Annotated in this window: 15 protein-coding genes; 1 reads left to right on the forward strand and 14 read right to left on the reverse strand. The window is 35.5% G+C overall.

The features are described from left to right. Positions 1-100: 100 nt before the first annotated feature. Positions 101-751 (reverse strand): NUDIX hydrolase, encoded by a 651-nt coding sequence (locus BHE19_RS09085; protein ID WP_070906825.1) that lies wholly within the window; start codon positions 749-751, stop codon positions 101-103. 90 nt (positions 752-841) lie between these two features. Between BHE19_RS09085 and BHE19_RS09090 the strand changes: the two genes are divergently transcribed. Continuing rightward, positions 842-1,279, forward strand: a complete 438-nt coding sequence (locus tag BHE19_RS09090; protein WP_070906827.1) for a DUF4268 domain-containing protein — start codon at positions 842-844, stop codon at positions 1,277-1,279. Between the two features lie 179 nt (positions 1,280-1,458). Here BHE19_RS09090 and BHE19_RS09095 read toward each other — a convergent pair whose 3' ends face one another. The 13 genes from BHE19_RS09095 to BHE19_RS09155 all read right to left on the reverse strand — a co-directional run bounded on the left by BHE19_RS09095 (position 1,459) and on the right by BHE19_RS09155 (position 18,475). After that, complete coding sequence (locus tag BHE19_RS09095; protein WP_017497349.1) at positions 1,459-1,869, reverse strand: hypothetical protein; 411 nt, start codon at positions 1,867-1,869, stop codon at positions 1,459-1,461. 21 nt (positions 1,870-1,890) lie between these two features. Next, the gene (locus BHE19_RS09100) at positions 1,891-2,835 is read right to left on the reverse strand and encodes an NAD(P)H-dependent flavin oxidoreductase (RefSeq protein ID WP_070906829.1); all 945 of its coding nucleotides are present in this window, start codon (positions 2,833-2,835) and stop codon (positions 1,891-1,893) included. 12 nt (positions 2,836-2,847) lie between these two features. Next, entirely contained in the window at positions 2,848-4,449 is a 1,602-nt protein-coding gene (locus BHE19_RS09105; RefSeq protein ID WP_070906831.1) for a S8 family serine peptidase, read from the reverse strand. Positions 4,450-4,492: 43 nt separating this feature from the next. Beyond that, complete coding sequence (mnmA, locus tag BHE19_RS09110) at positions 4,493-5,680, reverse strand: tRNA 2-thiouridine(34) synthase MnmA (RefSeq protein WP_070906834.1); 1,188 nt, start codon at positions 5,678-5,680, stop codon at positions 4,493-4,495. Positions 5,681-5,784: 104 nt separating this feature from the next. Next, complete coding sequence (locus tag BHE19_RS09115; RefSeq protein ID WP_070906836.1) at positions 5,785-7,527, reverse strand: T9SS type A sorting domain-containing protein; 1,743 nt, start codon at positions 7,525-7,527, stop codon at positions 5,785-5,787. 309 nt (positions 7,528-7,836) lie between these two features. Further along, positions 7,837-8,553 (reverse strand): toxin-antitoxin system YwqK family antitoxin, encoded by a 717-nt coding sequence (locus BHE19_RS09120; protein ID WP_070906837.1) that lies wholly within the window; start codon positions 8,551-8,553, stop codon positions 7,837-7,839. Positions 8,554-8,652: 99 nt separating this feature from the next. Then, entirely contained in the window at positions 8,653-10,566 is a 1,914-nt protein-coding gene (gene yidC, locus BHE19_RS09125) for a membrane protein insertase YidC (RefSeq protein ID WP_070906840.1), read from the reverse strand. Between the two features lie 80 nt (positions 10,567-10,646). Beyond that, the gene (locus BHE19_RS09130) at positions 10,647-12,260 is read right to left on the reverse strand and encodes a CTP synthase (protein WP_070906841.1); all 1,614 of its coding nucleotides are present in this window, start codon (positions 12,258-12,260) and stop codon (positions 10,647-10,649) included. Between the two features lie 618 nt (positions 12,261-12,878). Beyond that, positions 12,879-13,289, reverse strand: a complete 411-nt coding sequence (locus tag BHE19_RS09135; protein ID WP_070906843.1) for a DUF4190 domain-containing protein — start codon at positions 13,287-13,289, stop codon at positions 12,879-12,881. A gap of 162 nt (positions 13,290-13,451) precedes the next feature. Then, positions 13,452-13,688, reverse strand: coding sequence for a DUF3820 family protein (locus BHE19_RS09140; RefSeq protein ID WP_070906845.1), 237 nt, complete (start codon positions 13,686-13,688; stop codon positions 13,452-13,454). A 393-nt stretch (positions 13,689-14,081) separates the two neighbouring features. Then, positions 14,082-16,010 carry a glucosamine-6-phosphate deaminase gene (gene nagB, locus BHE19_RS09145; RefSeq protein ID WP_070906846.1) on the reverse strand — a complete coding sequence of 643 codons (1,929 nt, stop codon included), beginning with the start codon at positions 16,008-16,010 and terminating at the stop codon, positions 14,082-14,084. Positions 16,011-16,041: 31 nt separating this feature from the next. Next, entirely contained in the window at positions 16,042-17,415 is a 1,374-nt protein-coding gene (locus BHE19_RS09150) for a sugar MFS transporter (protein WP_070906848.1), read from the reverse strand. A 184-nt stretch (positions 17,416-17,599) separates the two neighbouring features. Continuing rightward, positions 17,600-18,475: a sugar phosphate nucleotidyltransferase gene (locus BHE19_RS09155; protein WP_070906849.1), complete on the reverse strand. Its 876-nt coding sequence runs from the start codon at positions 18,473-18,475 to the stop codon at positions 17,600-17,602. Positions 18,476-18,501 lie beyond the last annotated feature (26 nt).

An 18,501-nucleotide genomic window follows, 5' to 3' on the forward strand; every position in this document is an offset into this window, starting at 1 on the left:
GGACGCAAACTTACAAAAATTATTCTTTTACCGATCCTTTAAAACAATTTCTAAAATAAACCGGTAGGACTATGAATATCAAATTGTTATTTTTTATCCTTTATACTTTTTCGCCAAAAGTCGTTTTTAAAACATCTCTCAGTTCACTCAATATCATGGCAGTTGCTCCCCAAACAATATGATTTTGTATGTTAAATGCGGGAACTAAAGCATTATTTGCATAAGAAGTTGATAATGTGACTTCAATAACAATTTCGTCATTCAAAAAAACAGAGAGGGGTAATTCTATAATACTCGCTACTTCCCTGATATCCGGATAAAATAAAAGCTCTTCTTTGGAAATACCTAAAAAAGGATGCACTAAGAAGTTGCTTGGCGGAATATACATAGGCGTAAAATGTTTGATTAGCTCTATTTTTTCAGGTGCAACGCCTATTTCTTCCTGTGTTTCACGCAAAGCAGTCTCTTCATAATTTGCATCAGTCGTTTCGTATTTTCCTCCAGGGAATGCAATTTGAGACGAATGAACTCCATTATATGCGTTTCGGACAATCAATACAAGATGTGTTTTATTGTTTTTTGGATAAAACAACATCATGACCGCTGCGATACGCGGATTTTTATCTTTCAAATCAAGATTCTTCAAGGCTTCGAGGCGTTCTTTTGGTGCCATTTTAATATGAGCCAACTCCGCCGGTAATACTGCCGGAATTAAATTAGGAACATATTGCAAAAAGTCTTGAAAATCCATAAGCAAAGTTTATTTTTGTACTTTTAAATAAAATATAAATATAGTCCAGAAAACGCGGTTCTACAAGTTTTCTAAAATCAAGTCTTAAAAATGTACAGTAAAGAAGAATCACAAAAGATAAAAAGAGAATTCTGGGTGGCATTCGCCGAAAAATACCCTCGCAAATGGGTACTTTATGATACCAAAATTAAAGATTTTTCCTTTAAATTTTATGTAGACAATAAAAAAGCACAGGTTCTAATTGATATCGAACAAAGAAGTGATGAAAAACGAAATGCCTATTTTGAAAAAATTGAAGCATTAAAAAATATTCTGGAGGAAGAATTCATTAAAGATTTGGTTTTCGAAAAAAACTATACGCTTGAAAGTGGTAAAACGATTAGTCGTATTTGGGTTGAGAAACCAGGTGTTGGTTTTAGTAACCGCAATAACTGGGATGCTATTTTTGATTTCTTTAATGAAAAAATGCATGCTCTGGAAATGTTTTATCTGGAATATGATGAGTTTATTAAGGATATTGATTCTTAATAAAAGACACTAAGATTCTGAGTTGCTAAGGTTCTAAGAAGCGTAATTACTTCATTATTATACTAAATCCGAAAGGTTTCAAAAACTTGTCGGATTTAATAAAAGATACTAAAGCTATGAGCTGTTAAGACTCTAAGAAAGTATACTAACTTAGAACCTTAGCAACTCAGAATCTCAAACTACACACTAACCATATTATACACAATAATATGATCGTCGTAGTTGATATAAAGCTGTTTGCGGAAATCCTGTTTTTTTCGCGTGATGATAGATAACTTACAGGCTTTGCCGTCATTGTCTTTGCACATAAAAGAATAAACAATATCAGTATCATTTTCTTCTCTCTCAATGTAATCCAAAATACTAAAAAGCTGTATTTCCTGCGAGTAAACCACAATTCTGTGTTTATTGGTATCCAGAATTACCGAAAGGTTAACCAAATCAAGATTAGACCATTCACCCCATTTCCCTTTTTCATTTTTTTCCAAAACACTAAAACCAGATGTTTTAAACTGGTAAGACTGACTAAAAGTTTGCTGTAAACCAAGTCCGAAAAAAAGTAAAAGTATAAAAGTGCGTGTAGGATTCATATTGTATTTCTTGGGGGTAATTTAGAACTCAAATTTAGCCTTTTCCTGGCAGGCAACTTCAAAATCGGACATCATTTGTTGAACAATTTGCTCTACCGGTAAAATTTCATGAATTAATCCTGCAATTTGACCTATTTCAAGTTCTCCCTCTTCAAGATCTCCTTCAAACATTCCTTTTTTAGCTCTTGCTCTTCCTAAAAGCTGCACCAAATCCTCTTTCGAAGGACATTTTTCATACAATTCCTGAACGTCCTGATAGAATTTATTCTTAATCAATCGAACAGGTGCCAGTTCTTTTAAAGTCAGTTGTGTATCTCCTTCCCTAACCTTAACGATCGTTTCTTTAAAATTATCATGCGCCGAAGATTCGATCGAAGCGGCAAAACGGCTTCCCACCTGAACTCCATCGGCTCCTAAAACCATTGCAGCAAGCATTCCTCTGCCTGTTGCAATTCCCCCGGCAGCAATAAGTGGTATCTGAACTTTCTCTTTCACCATCGGGATTAAAGTTAAGGTTGTCGTTTCGTCACGTCCATTGTGTCCTCCTGCTTCAAATCCTTCGGCCACGATAGCATCAACACCTGCCTCCTGCGCTTTCAAGGCAAAAACACTGCTGCTCACTACATGTACGACTGTAATTCCTTTTTCTTTTAAAAACGAAGTCCACGTTTTTGGATTTCCGGCGGAAGTAAAAACAATTTTCACTCCTTCTTCCACCACAATATTTATAATTTCTTCGATATTTGGATACAGCATCGGAATGTTAACTCCAAATGGCTTACTGGTCGCTTTTTGGCATTTCTGAATATGTTCACGTAAAACTTCGGGATACATAGAACCTGCTCCAATTAAACCTAAACCTCCCGCGTTACTTACTGCTGCTGCTAATTTATAACCGCTGTTCCAGATCATTCCTCCCTGAATAATTGGATATTTGATCTTAAAAAGTTGTGTAATTCTGTTCATTCAAAAATGTAGTTATTGTTTAATTATCTTTCCCGTTTTGTGAAGACCATCAGCATCAAAAGTATAAAAATACAATCCGCTTTTTAATCCTTCAACAGAAAGAATAGGGTTTTGATTTGTAATTTGTTTTTCGATTAGCTTTTGCCCCAGAACAGAGTACACAGAAACAGAAGCGGTACTGTTCTCAAACAAAAAGGAAATCGCTGTTTTAGTTGGATTTGGAAAAACAGAAAAAACTTCTCCTAAAGACTTGAAGTCTAACACTCCTAAAGCGGCTCCAAAATTAGGAATTCCGTAACCATAATTATTATTGGGTGTCGTATATCGATCAGAAGACTGCAGAATCATCTGCCTAATTTCTTTATTTGTTTTGGATGGAAAAGCCTGCCACAAACAAGCAATCATTCCTGCCATAATTGGACAAGAAAACGAAGTTCCGTTTATCATTGTAATATTTCCCCCGGTATCAGATACAACAGCTGCCGTACCTTGTGCCATAACATCCGGCTTAATTCTTCCGTCAGAACTTGGTCCTATAGAGCTAAAACCTGATCTAACTTTCGAAGAAGTTACAGCACCTACTGTAATTACCGAAACAGCATCTGCAGGTCCTCCAATATGAGGTTCAGTTGTAGCTCCTTCATTTCCAGCCGAAGCAACCACGATTATTCCTTTATTAAAAGCCATTTCGGCTCCACGGGAGATAAAGTTAGTCGTCCCGTTCATATCGCTATACGTGTGCGTGTAGTTTGGATTATCAAATTCAAAATACCCCAAAGAAGTTGTAATAATATCAGCTCCTACACGGTCTGCTTCTTCTGCTGCCTCTACCCAATACGATTCTTCTACCGGATTCTCGGTAGGGTCATATTCGGTGATGTATAAATAATAAGAAGCATCAGGAGCAGTACCTACCAGAGCATTTTCTTTATAACCGCCCATTGTTGAAAGTACCATTGTTCCGTGGCTGTCTCCTGAATAAAAATTAGCATTTCTATTCACATAATCGTACCCTCCTAAAATCTGATTATTATCGATTAATTTCTTAAATGGTAAAGCGGTATTGACCCCCGGAAAACCTGCATCTAAAACAGCAATTACTTTTCCCGAGCCGGTTTTATTCTGTTGGTGCAGCACTTTTCCATTCAGCATTTCTATCTGTCCTCCTGAAGTTCCGTAGGCATAATCCGTTTTTGATTTCAGTTTGTCTTTTACCTTACTTATCTTATTCTCGGCTACTTTTTTAGAAGTTGCATTCAGATTTTTATTGGCGAAAAACACTTTATCGACAAATGACAGTGCCGTAAGTGCAGTAATATCGGTTTGAGTTCCTCTAATATGAAGTGCATTTAACCATTTGGATTTTGCCATAATAGTTATTCCCGAACTCGATCTAACCTGATTGATGTAAGAGTCCTCTATAGGTGCATCGGTAAAATCTAACGCAATATTTTGATTGGCTCTCCGGTCTAAGGCACGCTGTGTCAAAATTGTAAGCGGAGCATTAAGAGATGCCTGTGCGTTGGGTTTATTTTTAAAGTATACCCATGCGTCTTCCTGCGAAAACACCGCGGAAGAAAAAATCAACAACAAAAAGACAAAATAGTGCTTCATGATTACTTTTTTAAAGGTGAAACCTCCGTAAAAAAGTATAAAGCTAAGAAATTACTCCCGAACCAACTAATTCATTCTCTAAATACCAGGCCACAAACTGACCTTCGGTAATGGCGGACTGAGCTTCCTCAAAGCGAACATACATTCCGTTTTCAAACTGATACAAGGTTGCTTTCTGTAATGGCTGACGGTAACGAATTCTTGCCATCACTTCCATTTGTTGTCCTTCCTTCAATTTCAAATCTTCGCGAACCCAGTGTACTTCAGAATTACCTACAAACAATGCTTTTTTGAATAAGCCCGGATGATTGCTTGTTAAGCCGGTATAAATGGTATTCGTATCAACATCCGTAGCAATTACAAATAACGGATCTGTAGTACCTCCAACATTTAAGCCTTTTCTTTGTCCGTTTGTAAAATAATGTGCTCCCTGATGTTTTCCCATCACTTTACCCATCGTTGGAAGATAATCCAGTTTTTGAGACTCTATTTTCAATTCGTCTTCCAGAGAAATTCCTGTTGGTTTTTCAATGGTATAGATTGGATCGTTTTTGTCAATTTGAACGATAAGACCTTCTTTTGGCTGTAGTTTTTGCTGTAAAAACTCCGGTAAACGCACTTTCCCAATAAAACAAAGTCCTTGCGAATCTTTCTTTTCGGCTGTAACCAATTCCATTTCAGCAGCGATTTCACGAACTTCAGGTTTAGTTAATGCTCCGATTGGAAACAATGCTTTGGATAATTGTTCCTGAGACAACTGACATAAAAAGTACGACTGATCTTTGTTTACATCATTTCCGGCAACCAATTGATAAACCGTTTTTCCGTCCACTTCAATTTCGCTTTTTTGGCAGTAATGTCCGGTCGCCACATAATCGGCTCCAAGACTTAGAGCGATTTTCATAAAAACATCAAACTTGATTTCGCGGTTGCAAAGTACGTCAGGATTTGGAGTTCTTCCTTTTTCATATTCGTTGAACATATAATCAACGATTTTTTCTTTGTATTCTTCGCTTAAATCAACTGTTTGAAACGGTATACCGAGTTTCTCCGCTACCAATAAAGCATCATTGCTATCTTCTAACCACGGACATTCATTAGAAATCGTAACCGAATCATCGTGCCAGTTTTTCATAAAAAGGCCAATAACTTCATATCCCTGTTGTTGCAATAAATAAGCAGCAACACTTGAATCTACTCCACCGGAAAGTCCAACAACTACACGTTTCATTCTAAATTGTTTATGTTTTTACAAGGCTGCAAAGATAAGCCCTATTTTTGAAAATTGCAGTAGTTTTTGATTAGTTTATACAATGCCGTTGTAAATAAAACTTATTACTTTCTCACAAATTTATAGGTGATTAATTTGCCTTCATGCATTTCGCTAAGAAAATAAATACCACTGGATAAATTTTCAACATTTAGGATATCCTCTACATTAGCCTTCACTTTAAATGTTGTTATAGTTTTCCCTAATATCGTAATGAGGTTTAAAGTCGCATCGTGATCTGACTTAATTGTTATAATCTTATTACTTGGATTAGGATATATCACAAAGTTTAAGTTTTTATCAAACGATAAGGTGTTCAGGTTAGTATTTGGAATAGTTCCGGAAATAGAATAACTTCCGATAGAACCATACGCCGAATACCCGCCATTAGTTTTATCTCCTGCACCAACCCCACTAATGCTGATAAAATACTTACCAGCCAAAAGATTTGCAAACATAAACCCATCTAGATTGTACGGATCGGAGTCCCAATACTGCCCGATTTCGACACCTGCCGAATTGTACAACTGAATCAAAATATGAAGATTACCAGTTCCCCATCTGCTTACTGTATTTGCTTCGATACTCACATCTCCTCCGCTAGTAGTAAAACTAAAGAAATCTTTATCGCTTTCTTTTTCTATTACACCATCTCTTTTAATAATTTCTCCTTTACTGCTTAGCGTCAGATTAAATGCTGAAGCTGTATTATTTCCATAATCATCAGTTCTGTAACCTATTCCCCAGCTTTTATCAGAAATAATTGCAACATCATCTTCGGTATTATTAGCATTATTATATTCACCTTTACTCCAATGCGAAACGGGTCTGACAAAAGACGTTCCCATAATCGGCCCCCAAGAAGTTCCGTTTAACCCTGAAAAATACCCTTCGCTAGGAGAAGTACGCCCATCATGTTTTAATGAAAAGAGATGCCCGATCTCATGAGAAGCTGTTTCTCCTGCTGCTTTACCAGTATTGACATTAAAACACCAGGCCGGAACATCATTATCCCATGTAAAAGATCCTATAAAAGCTACACCTCCTTCTCCAGGACTTGCAGTATCTGTGGGAGTGATTACAACACGTTTTCTTTTTGTTTTTGGATAGGTATTAAAAACAGCCTCATTTGTTGTAATATTTAAATTAAAAGGCCTGTAATCTTCTGCAACAACCTCAAAAGCCTGAAGTATAAAAGCATCACTCATTCCTGAAGGGAGAGCATAAATTGCTCCTCCATTATTCCAAAGGCTTCCCGCAGGCATCGTATGTCCATCAAAATCCAATAATACACATCCTATCCCACCAGGAAAACTTTCTAACTTTAACAGATCTGCATTAATTGTAGCGGAACTATTTTTTGCAGTTTTTGCTTCCTTTTGTGACAGAGTAGCATAATCTACACAAATCAAGGAATTAATATCCACTTTTGATACATAAGCATTTCCATGAACATCTGATGAGTATTTGTATGCTTCATTTGTTTTCTTAAGAATAATATGTCCTTCAAGTGATTTTTCCATTACCTTAAGGTAAAAAGAAGATCCGGAAACATTTTTAATCTCTCCGATTAAATATTCACTCGAAATGCTCGACTCTTTGTAGTTTATTTTTCCGCTAAAACTTTTTGAATCCGCAATCTGAAGCAAAACATTATTGCTTTCCTTTCTTCCGGCAGAGACCGTAAGCCCCTTCTTCAAGTTGCTAATAAAACTGCTGCATGAGCCTAAGGAAGTCTGAGAGACGGCCACATTACTAAAAAAAACAGTCAACACTAAGAGTAATAAAAAAATGTAGTTTTTTTTCATATATTTTTTCTTTTTTTGTGTGAAGAAGAAGCTTTACCAGATACTTCTATAATTAAAAGGTGAATTAGCGAAATCAAGATTCAGCATCGAATATAAATGTTTACTAACTAAAAAAACAGCAATAGTTCTTGTTTTTTTTTAACAAGAACAAAAAAATCATCAGATTCGAACGATATATTCCCAATTCACTCAATACAAACGCAATAAGAAAGAACCAGTCCTAAGAATTTGTTCTTCTCATTCTTCTATAGTGGTAAAATTCAAATTAATCCGGAAAACTAAATACCGCGGCATTCTAATTACAAATTATTACTCCGTTTTAGGTTTTGAATCGGCCTGATAACTACTTTTAGGGTCACTCATATTAACTTCCTTCGTTAATTTTCCTTTAAAGTAAAACTGCCACATCCCGGACTTCTTCCCTCTGGTAAATTTTCCTTTAGAAGCCACAACTCCATCAGAGTCATAAAAAACAGCATCGCCATTGTATTCGTTATTTTTAAAAGTACTCTGCTCTAAAAGAATTCCGTTTTGCCCGTACTTCTTATAAACACCCTCTTTCAAACCTTCTTTATAAGTCATTTCCTCGGCAATTTTAGAATCCGGATAATACACGATTCTCGCTCCTTCTAATTTTCCGGCTTTGTATTTTTCAAGCGTCATAATTGCTTTCGAAGCCTTATGATAGTATTTCCACTCACCTTCACGTGATTTTCCGATTTCCTTACCTTCGCTTACTTTATTTTTATTCTGATCGTAAAAAATGGTATAGGAACTTCCGTCATTAGCGGTAAAATCACGAGTTGCTACAACATCTCCTTTTTTGGTATCATCAAAAAATTTAAACACTCCGGTTTCTTTTCCGTGACTAAAAGTCCCTTCGTAACGAGGACGTTTAGATACTTCATAAGTTCCTTTCCAAACTCCCTCTTTTTTTCCGTTAGCATCTGATTTATTGACCTCTTGCGCTACTACAAAAAAGGTATTTAATAAAAGTAATCCGGCTATTATTTTTTTAGAAATCATATCTTTTATATTCTATTTTAAACTTTAACGATTCTGACTTTGATTAAGTATATTTCAGATATAAAAAAATCCCGAAGAATCGAGATTTTTTTATTGGTGTTATTTCTTTTTATTCTGAGCTTTTGCAGCTTCTTGCTGTTCCATTACTTCCTGAAGACGTTGTTGAAACTTACTTTGCTTTTTAGGCTCTTTTAATTTATTTTCCTGAATCTGAGCGTGAATCTTATCACTATCAACAATGTAATTTTTAATTACATACATGATACCGATTGTAATTAAGTTCGAAATAAAGTTGTACAAACTTAATCCGGCACCATAACTATTGAAGAAAATTAACATCATTAATGGCGAAACATAAATCATGATTTTCATCATTTTTGCCATATCCGGCATACCTTCTTGCTGAGGCGCTGCCATTTGCTGATCTCCAGATGTCATTTTCATGTAGAAGAAAATCGCAATTGCTGCCAAAATTGGAAACAAACTGATATGATCTCCATATAACGGAATATGGAATGGTAATTTTACCACCGAGTCAAAAGAAGACAAATCATCTGCCCAAAGGAAACCTTTTTGTCTTAACTCAAAAGCTGAAGGGAAGAACTGGAATGAAGCATACATAAAAGGAAGCTGAATCAATGCCGGAATACATCCTGCCATTGGGTTTACTCCTGCTTTGTTGTACAGTTTCATCGTTTCCTGTTGTTTTTTCATTGGGTCTTTTTTGAATTTTTCTCCCAATTCTGTAATCTCCGGACGTAAAACTTTCATTTTAGCCTGAGACAGGAATGACTTATAGGTAATTGGCGACATGGCCAATTTAATAATAATCGTAAAGATGATAATCGCAATTCCTAATGATAATCCAATTGTTGAGCTTAAAAATCCAAACAAAGGAATAAAAATCAATCGGTTAATCCAGCCAAAAATCCCCCAACCTAATGGAATAATTTTTTCAAAATTCTTATCGTAAGATTTTAAAATTTTATAATCTGCCGGTCCAAAATACCAGCTCATTTTATAATCTATTTCTCCATTAGAGAAAGCCAAAGGAACATTCGCTTTAAACTGTTTTGTATAAACAGTATCTATTTTTTCGTCTTTTACTAAGTTTTGAGAAACAAGCTGTGACTTTTCAAAAGAAGTATTTGTTTGTAAAATTGTAGCAAAGAAATGTTGCTTAAATGCAATATAATCTACCTTTTCAGGTGTTTCTTCTTTATGATCGCCCTGACCAACATAACTTTCTTTACCATCCTTGTAATTATAGTAAATTTCAGCATAACGGTTTTCGTACGAAATACTCTTTTCGTTTCTGTACGTTTTCAGATCCCACTGTAAATCTAATGGTTTTCCAGTATTTAAAACTTTGTTTAACCCCTGGGAACGAACATCAAAACCAACTAAGTAATCATTTGGTTTAAGAACATATTTGTATTCTAAGAATTCATTAGCACCTGCTTTCAGACGCATTGTTAAAATTTGATCTGCGCCATTTTTAGTTAGCGTAGGTTCAAAAAATAAATCTTTAGAGTTTAAAGTTCTATTATCAGCAGTTTGCAACTGAATGTTTAAATTAGCATTATTGTCTTTAATCAATTCAACTAATTGTCCTGAATTTTTTTCAAACTTTTTGAACTCTTTCAACGTAGCTTCTACTATATAACCACCTTTGTTAGCGATTTTAAGTTTAATCTTTTCGTTTTCAATAGTTGTAAAACCTTCTTTAGCAGAAGGCAGTGTAGCTGAATAAGCAAAACCACCTAATGTTTTTTGTAATTGTGCCAATTGCACTGTATCACCAGGAGTTGTAGCTGAAGCAACCGGTAAAACAGCTGTTTTAGTTTTATCCGCTTTCGCTTGTGCTTCTTGCTTGGCAATTAGTTCTTTTTTGGCTTTTTCAGCAGCAATCTCTTTATCAGAAGGCTGATTTTGGTACATAATCCAAATCAAAATTCCAAATATCAATACAAAACCAATGATTGAATTAAGATCAAATTTTTTTTCTTCCATTACAGTTTAAAAAGTTATTCGTTAAAAAGGTATTAGTGCTGAATTAGATTCAAACGTTACACTTTTCAGAATATTAATTATTATTTTTTATGCGCATTCACTGCAGCAGCCACAAAGTTTACAAAAATCGGATGTGGATTTGCTACTGTACTTTTGTATTCCGGATGGTATTGTACCCCAATGAAAAACGGATGATTTTCAAGTTCTACAATTTCTACCAAACCTGTATCCGGGTTTACCCCTGAAGCTTTTAAACCAGCATTTTGCAGTTCATCAGCATATTTGTTATTGTATTCATAACGGTGACGGTGACGCTCTGAAATTGTTTTCTGTCCGTAGATTTTATACGCCAGCGTATCAGGCTTGATATCACATTTCCATGCTCCTAAACGCATAGTTCCGCCTTTATCTGTCACTGTTTTTTGCTCTTCCATCAAATTCACCACAGGATGAGGCGTTTTGTCGTTCATCTCAGTAGAATTCGCCTCTTTGTAACCTAGAATATTTCTTGAATATTCGATTACAGACATTTGCATTCCTAAACAAATTCCGAAAAACGGAATGTTGTTTTCACGCACATAACGAACTGCTTCGATTTTTCCTTCGATACCTCTTTCTCCAAAACCAGGAGCTACTAAAACTCCATCCAGACCTGCTAATTTTTCTACAATATTTTCAGCATTAATATGTTCTGAATGTATCGAAATTACATTTACTTTGGTTTCGTTTGCTGCACCTGCGTGTATGAATGCTTCTAAAATAGATTTGTAACAATCCTGCATTTCTACATATTTACCTACCAAACCAATATTTACGGTATGTTTTGGATTTTTCAGTCTTTTCAAAAACGTATTCCAGTTTTTAAGATCAGGAGAAGCTTTTTTAGGCAAATCTAATTTTTTCAAAGCCACTACATCTAATCCTTCTTCAAGCATTAAATTTGGAACTTCGTATATTGTTGAAGCATCAATAGACTGAATTACTGCTTCTTTTTTCACATTACAAAACAAAGCCAGTTTCTGACGCAGTTCCTGAGACAATTCATGCTCAGTTCTACAAACCAAAATATCTGCTTTGATTCCGCTTTCCATCAATGTTTTAACAGAATGCTGTGTTGGTTTTGTTTTCAACTCACCCGCTGCAGCTAAATATGGAACCAATGTTAAATGAATAACGATTCCGTTATTTTCACCCAATTCCCAAACTAACTGACGAACAGATTCTATATAAGGTAATGATTCGATATCACCAACGGTTCCACCGATTTCAGTAATGACAATGTCATAATCGCCGGATTTACCCAACAATTGCATTCTGTCTTTGATTTCGTTAGTAATATGAGGAACTACCTGAACTGTTTTTCCTAAAAACTCTCCTCTTCTTTCTTTTTCAATAACCGAAAGATAAACTCTTCCTGTAGTAACGTTATTGGCCTGAGAAGTAGGAACGTTCAAGAAACGTTCGTAATGACCTAAATCTAAATCTGTTTCAGCACCATCATCTGTTACATAACATTCTCCGTGCTCGTATGGATTCAACGTACCCGGATCCACATTGATATACGGATCAAATTTCTGAATAGTTGTACGGTATCCTCTTCCTTGTAACAATTTTGCTAAAGATGCCGCGATAATTCCTTTTCCTAATGAAGAAGTCACACCGCCTGTAACAAAAATATATTTTGTTTGATTCATTCTGTTGTTGTTTGTATGTAGTTGTGTAAAAAACTTGGCAAAAGTACAAATTTAATTAGACAATTTATCAATTCAGGAATGAGATAATTTTTAATTTTTTAAGCACATTTTATTTTAAATACTTTACCAATCAATTATTTTATCAAAATGAATATTTTTTACCACTATTAACTAAAAATCCATAAGTAAAACTCAAAAATACAAAGCAATTGTATTCTAATAAGGAAGTATCAAATTGTAAAAACAGAAAAGAAAAGAAACTACACTTACCGAAATATCAAAGATTAATACGATTTTAAATATGGAAAAAGAAATGATGCCATTGATAAAAAATCTCGCAGCAAGCTGAAACAAAAAGAATCCAAAGATTTTTATACTAAATGGATTACAAATAATTGCTTCATGAAAATGAAACCTAAGTATTTCAGAAAAAGCCCTTGTGAGTCCACGGCTTTTACAATACATCAACGGCAATCCTTCGCAGGATGAACGCAAACCAAAATTTAAATATGGAAGAAAAAAGCAATAAAAAAAGACAAACATAATTATGACGATCAAAATTACGTTTATCCTTTTATAAGAATCTATTCCTTGATAAACTATCATTTATGCAAGAAATTATTTTACAGTAGTCTCAATTGTAGTAGTATCTACCTGTACTTTTATATCTAAAGAATCATCTGTTTTTATTTGTTCCACCTCAACAGAATCTAAAGCTCTTTTGATTTCATCTTTATGCTCTAAAGCAAGAGAACCTATTGAACCAACAAAAATAGCCACCCAGATAATAACAAAAACTGTTGCTGCAATTCCTAAATATAATCCGGCTTTTGGTAAAGAAGTCGATGCATTTTCTTTTTTTGCCTGATTTAAAGCAATTGCTCCAAATACAATTGCAAGAATTCCAAATAAAACTGCAATAAAACCAAAGCAAGGAATAAATGCTGCTAATACACCGATAATACCAAAAATTAAAGCGATAATACCTAATGACTGACCAGCATTTGAAGAAGGTAAATTATTTTCCATAAAAAATTGTTGTTGTTGTTGTTAGTTCTGACAAAAATAGAAAACGACTTACACAAACTGTAATTAACCGACCTAAGTTATCAACAATTAAATTAACGTACTTTTTCTGTATTTATTAATTTAAAAACGTTGATGATTCTAAAATATCAACTTATTTCTCAACTACTTAATAGGTTTCGGATATTGTTTTTTGATATTTCGGATCAGTTCTTCCAGTCCATTTAACTTTAATTCGTATATAAGTTGCAACTGTTGTCCCAATTCTCCTTTTGGAAACCCTTTGTTTTGATACCAAACGACATAATACTCGGGTAAATCAATTAAAAAATAACCTTCGTATTTTCCGAAAGGCATTTTGGTATGGGCTAATTTGATGAGAAGTTTTTTGTCTGATTCCATTTTTTTTTAAAGAAAAAAGAAGCAAGAGGAAAGAATATAGACCCATTCTCTTCTCTTGCTTCTTGTTGCGCAAAGCTATTATTATTTTTTTTCTTTTGCCACAGATTAAAAAATAGTTTTCAGTCGCAGTTTTTCTGTCTCGGTTTCAAACTTACTGTCACTGACAGTGTAAACTGCGACTGACAACTAAAACCTTAGAACCTTTTAATATTTTCTTTTGCCACAGATTAGAAGGATTAAAATGATTTTCTAATCTTTTTATTTTAGCGAAAACGATGTGACTTAAAAAAAATCGCCACGAATTCACGAATTATATTTAAACTAATTCGTGAGTTCGTGGCGAATATAGAAACTTAGTATCTTAGAATCTTAGCACCTCAGAGCCTTTGAACCTTAGTAATGCCATCTCACGAAAGCTTCCATCGCAGCATAGGTCGCCAAACCTAATTGTTGGTATAAAGCAGCTGTTTCAGCATTTCGGTCTTCGGCTCTTTGCCAAAATTCTCTGGCATCGGTTCCCTGGAAAACAACACCGTCTTTTTGAGACTGATGCTTGAAGATTCCGTGACGTTTTGCCAAAACCTGGTCCGGGCTCATTGGCACCGCCATCTCTACTTCGTCAATTCCCCATTCCTGCCATGCTCCACGGTACAGCCACAACCAGCAATCGTCCATAAATGATTTTGGTTTCAGCGCTTTTACGGCTTCAAAAATAGCGTCCAGACATACTTTATGTGTTCCGTGTGGATCCGCTAAATCTCCTGCTGCGTAAATTTGATGCGGTTTGATTTTTTCAATTAAATCCATCGTCAATTGAATATCTTCTTTTCCGATTGGTTTTTTCTCGATGGTTCCGGTTTCATAGAATGGTAATTCCATAAAATGAATCTGATCATCGGTTAAACCTACAAAATGACTGGTTGCTCTCGCCTCTCCTTTTCTGATTAATCCTTTGATGTAACGAACTTCAGGAATATCAATTTCGCTGTTCTTTTTATTGGTTAAGAAAGTCGCCGCTTTTTGGTAAATATTATCTGCCTCTTCGCTCTTGATTCCGAATTTTTCATTGTAATCAATTACGAATCTTGCAAAACGCAAAGCTTCATCATCGGCTACGGCAATATTCCCAGACGTTTGATACGCCACGTGTACTTCATGTCCCTGCTCTTGCAAACGCATGAAAGTTCCCCCCATACTGATGATATCGTCATCAGGATGCGGACTAAAAATCAATACTCTCTTCTTAGCCGGTTCTGCTCTTTCCGGACGGTTGGTATCTTCCGCATTTGGCTTACCACCCGGCCATCCTGTAATTGTATTTTGAAGTTTGTTGAATATTTTAATGTTAATATCGTATGCAGGACCTGAATCAGCTAATAAATCGCTCATTCCGTTTTCGATATAATCAGCATCGGTAAGCATTAAGATTGGCTTTTTAAGCTGAAGTGCTAATCCTAAAACAGCTTTACGAGTCAGTTTATCCGTCCATACTACTTTTTCTACCAACCAAGGTTTATTGATTCTGGTAAGTTTAGAAGAAGCTTCTTTGTCTAAAACAAATACCGCATTGTTATGCTCCTGTAAGAAGGAAGCTGGTACACGATTGGTTACTTCATCTTCTACCGATTTCTTTACAATATTTGATTTTCCTTCTCCCCAAGCCAATAAAATTACCTGCTTAGCTTCCATAATCTTTTTTACTCCAAGTGTTATAGCAGTTCTTGGCGTATTACTCAATCCGAAGAAATCTTTACTTGCCGCAACTCTGGTAATATGATCTAAAGCCACTAAACGTGTTTTAGAGTTTTGTAACGATCCTGATTCGTTGAAACCTATATGTCCGTTACCTCCAATTCCAAGAATCTGCAAATCGATACCGCCAAGAGCTTCAATCTTTGCTTCATAATCATGGCAATAATCTGCGATTTGTTCTTTAGTTAAAAGTCCGTCCGGAACGTGGTAATTTTCAGGTAAAATATCGACATGATCAAACAGCAATTCTTTCATAAAACGAACGTAACTGTTGATCGAATTTGGTTCCATTGGATAATATTCATCCAGGTTAAAACTAATTACATTTTTAAAGCTCAAGCCTTCTTCTTTGTGTAAACGAACCAATTCAGCATATAGTCCTTTTGGAGAAGAACCTGTTGCTAATCCTAAAATACAAGGTTTGTTTTCTTTTTGTTTGGATTGAATTAAAGCCGCAATTTCCTGAGCTACTTCTTTTGATGCATCGCCGGAATTTTCAAAAACGACCGTATTGATGTTTTCGAAACGTTTTTCGAACCCTGTTGCTTTGTCGATTTTACTTTTTAACATGATATAGTTTTTTAATTTTACTCGTTACATCTTACCACTTTCGATATTTATGTCCTTTTACTGCATAGAAAAGAATCATTAAATAGGATGGCAGCAGCATTAAATAAGCAATCTGGTTCCCGCTTTTTGATACTCCCACGGTACCATTTGCCGTATTTGCTGCATTTATATTTTCTGTGATCATTCCGTAGAACAAAGGAAAAATTGCTCCTCCGATGATCCCCATGATCAAAATTGCACTTCCAATTTTAGTATAGCCTCCCAAATCCTCTAATGCCATCGGCCAGATTGCCGGCCAGCAAAGCGCGTTGGCCAAGCCTAATAATGCTACTAAAAGTATCACCACCGGTAAGTTTGGAATCCCGGGTAACTGAATCATTATTTTTGGCGAAATCAATACTATTGCCAACACTAAAATTACTCCCAAAACTCCGGATCCTTTCAAAGCTGTTACTTGTGAAAGGTATTTTGGAATTAATGTGATCCCTAATATATACCCTACTACCATTGCCGACATGGTAAACGAAGTTAGTTTTAAATAAAAATTCCCTTCAGTTCCATATACGCCTAATTGTTTTCCGAATCCTCCAATAGAATCTCCGGCCAAGACTTCGGCTGCTAAATACAGCATCAAAGTGATTACTCCTAAAACCAATTGCGGGCGTCTGAAAGCATTTCTAATTTGCTTAAAAATACTCAGATGTGCTACATTTCCTTCTTCATCCAAATCAATTTCCGGAAGTGGAGACAGTTTTACCAAAAGTGCTAAAACCATTATAATCAATCCCATATAAAGATAGGGTCTTTGCAATTGTAATGCAAGTGAATTTAAAGCATTTGTTTTTGAAACGGCGTCTAAAACCGCAATCTTATCTGCTGTAAACTCCTGCATGTTAGACAGTACCAATGCCGTTAATATCAATGGCGCTACAAAACCTGCCAGTTTATTGGCGATACCCAGCACACTAATTCTGGCTGCTGCACTTTCTCTTGGTCCAATTACTACTACATAGGGATTTGAAGCCGTCTGCAAAATTGCCAGACCGGTTCCCATCACAAACAAAGCAATTAAAAACAGTAAAAAGGTTCGGCTTTCAGCGGCCGGATAAAACATAAATGCTCCGGCTGCAATGATTAATAATCCCAAAGAAATACCATTTTTATACCCTACCTTTTCAATGACCCAGGACGATGGAACTGCCATTACAAAATAGGCAATATAAAAAGCAAAAGTTACAAAATAGGCTTGAGAAGAAGACAACTCGCACGCTAATTCAAAAAAAGGAATTAAAGGTCCGTTTAACCAGGTGACAAATCCCAATATAAAAAACAATGCGGTAAGAATAATCATCGGAATGATTGAACTCCTCTTTTCTATATGTATTGCAGTCTCAATTTTTGACATAATTTTATCGGTTGATTGTTAATAGATTAGTTGTTTGATTCCTCTAAAATAACACCAACACTTTTTGCAAATATATCGCAATTTACCCGCAATTCAGTGCGTATTTTTTGCAATTTTAAAACAAAAGTAGTCTAATAAGTTATACTTATCTGTAAATTAGATATCAATATTTTGTTAATTTTTCCTAAATACTCCAGTCTAAAACCGGATAATATTGCTTCAAATACTCTTTCACATCAGCAATATCTTCTTTAGCAGTCAGATCAGGAACATGCTCTGAAAACGGAATACCTATTGTTGTATTTGGATTTTCTTTTACGGCATTTAACAGCACTGTAGGCAGCTCTTTTTCGTCGCGCTCGGGATGAACGGGGCAATTCTTCAAATGAGTATATAAAGTGCTTCCGTTGAATTTAAAAGCATTCATACTTACTCTGATTTTTCCTTCTACATCTTTATAGTCGGCTAAAACATCGGCTGAAGGCTTTTCTAAAATATCCAACAACTGATTGTTCTGATCTAATTTAGCAATGGCGAAACGCGAAATCCTTTCGGAAGGAAATTCCAAAGCATCGCGATCGTAAGCAATAAAAGCATTTGGACTGTTGGTCTCTCTAAGCGCCAGTAAAGCTGCTGCCGAATACAAGTTGTCACTGTTGCAAACCGAATACTGCTGTGTGTTTAATTCCGGAAACTGTTCTACCGCCTGAAACAAAGCATCTGCCGTACCAAAGGGCTTCACTCTGCCTTCGGGAATGTATTGTACAGCAAATGAAATAGTAAGCCCGTGAAAATCGTTATCGGTATTCTGACTACCGTAAAACTCTTTAAAAAGCTCTCCCTGCTCGCCAATGATAATGTAGATGTTTTTATATCCTGCTTTTTTAGCGTTCAGCAGAAGATAATCCAGCAAAGGCCTCCCGCTTGCTCCAACTCCAATTAGCCCTTTACTTCTTTCATTTGCCTGCGCAATTTCTTCCGCAGATAAATTGTTTGAAATGGCTTCTTTTTTCATGCGCGAGGATGCTCCACCCGCAAGAATAACTAAATTGTTATGCATATTTATATATTTTCATTTTGAATTTC

The sequence above is a fragment of the Flavobacterium tructae genome, assembly GCF_001853485.1.
GTDB lineage: Bacteria > Bacteroidota > Bacteroidia > Flavobacteriales > Flavobacteriaceae > Flavobacterium > Flavobacterium tructae.

Coding starts and splice junctions, on each gene's coding strand:
- BHE19_RS09155 (WP_070906849.1), bottom strand. CDS start 18,475: ATGCATAACAATTTAGTTATTCTTGCGGGTGGAGCATCCTCGCGCATG.
- BHE19_RS09120 (WP_070906837.1), bottom strand. CDS start 8,553: ATGATTTCTAAAAAAATAATAGCCGGATTACTTTTATTAAATACCTTT.
- mnmA (WP_070906834.1), bottom strand. CDS start 5,680: ATGAAACGTGTAGTTGTTGGACTTTCCGGTGGAGTAGATTCAAGTGTT.
- BHE19_RS09085 (WP_070906825.1), bottom strand. CDS start 751: ATGGATTTTCAAGACTTTTTGCAATATGTTCCTAATTTAATTCCGGCA.
- BHE19_RS09135 (WP_070906843.1), bottom strand. CDS start 13,289: ATGGAAAATAATTTACCTTCTTCAAATGCTGGTCAGTCATTAGGTATT.
- yidC (WP_070906840.1), bottom strand. CDS start 10,566: ATGGAAGAAAAAAAATTTGATCTTAATTCAATCATTGGTTTTGTATTG.
- BHE19_RS09150 (WP_070906848.1), bottom strand. CDS start 17,415: ATGTCAAAAATTGAGACTGCAATACATATAGAAAAGAGGAGTTCAATC.
- BHE19_RS09090 (WP_070906827.1), top strand. CDS start 842: ATGTACAGTAAAGAAGAATCACAAAAGATAAAAAGAGAATTCTGGGTG.
- BHE19_RS09115 (WP_070906836.1), bottom strand. CDS start 7,527: ATGAAAAAAAACTACATTTTTTTATTACTCTTAGTGTTGACTGTTTTT.
- BHE19_RS09140 (WP_070906845.1), bottom strand. CDS start 13,688: ATGGAATCAGACAAAAAACTTCTCATCAAATTAGCCCATACCAAAATG.
- BHE19_RS09130 (WP_070906841.1), bottom strand. CDS start 12,260: ATGAATCAAACAAAATATATTTTTGTTACAGGCGGTGTGACTTCTTCA.
- BHE19_RS09100 (WP_070906829.1), bottom strand. CDS start 2,835: ATGAACAGAATTACACAACTTTTTAAGATCAAATATCCAATTATTCAG.
- BHE19_RS09095 (WP_017497349.1), bottom strand. CDS start 1,869: ATGAATCCTACACGCACTTTTATACTTTTACTTTTTTTCGGACTTGGT.
- BHE19_RS09105 (WP_070906831.1), bottom strand. CDS start 4,449: ATGAAGCACTATTTTGTCTTTTTGTTGTTGATTTTTTCTTCCGCGGTG.
- nagB (WP_070906846.1), bottom strand. CDS start 16,010: ATGTTAAAAAGTAAAATCGACAAAGCAACAGGGTTCGAAAAACGTTTC.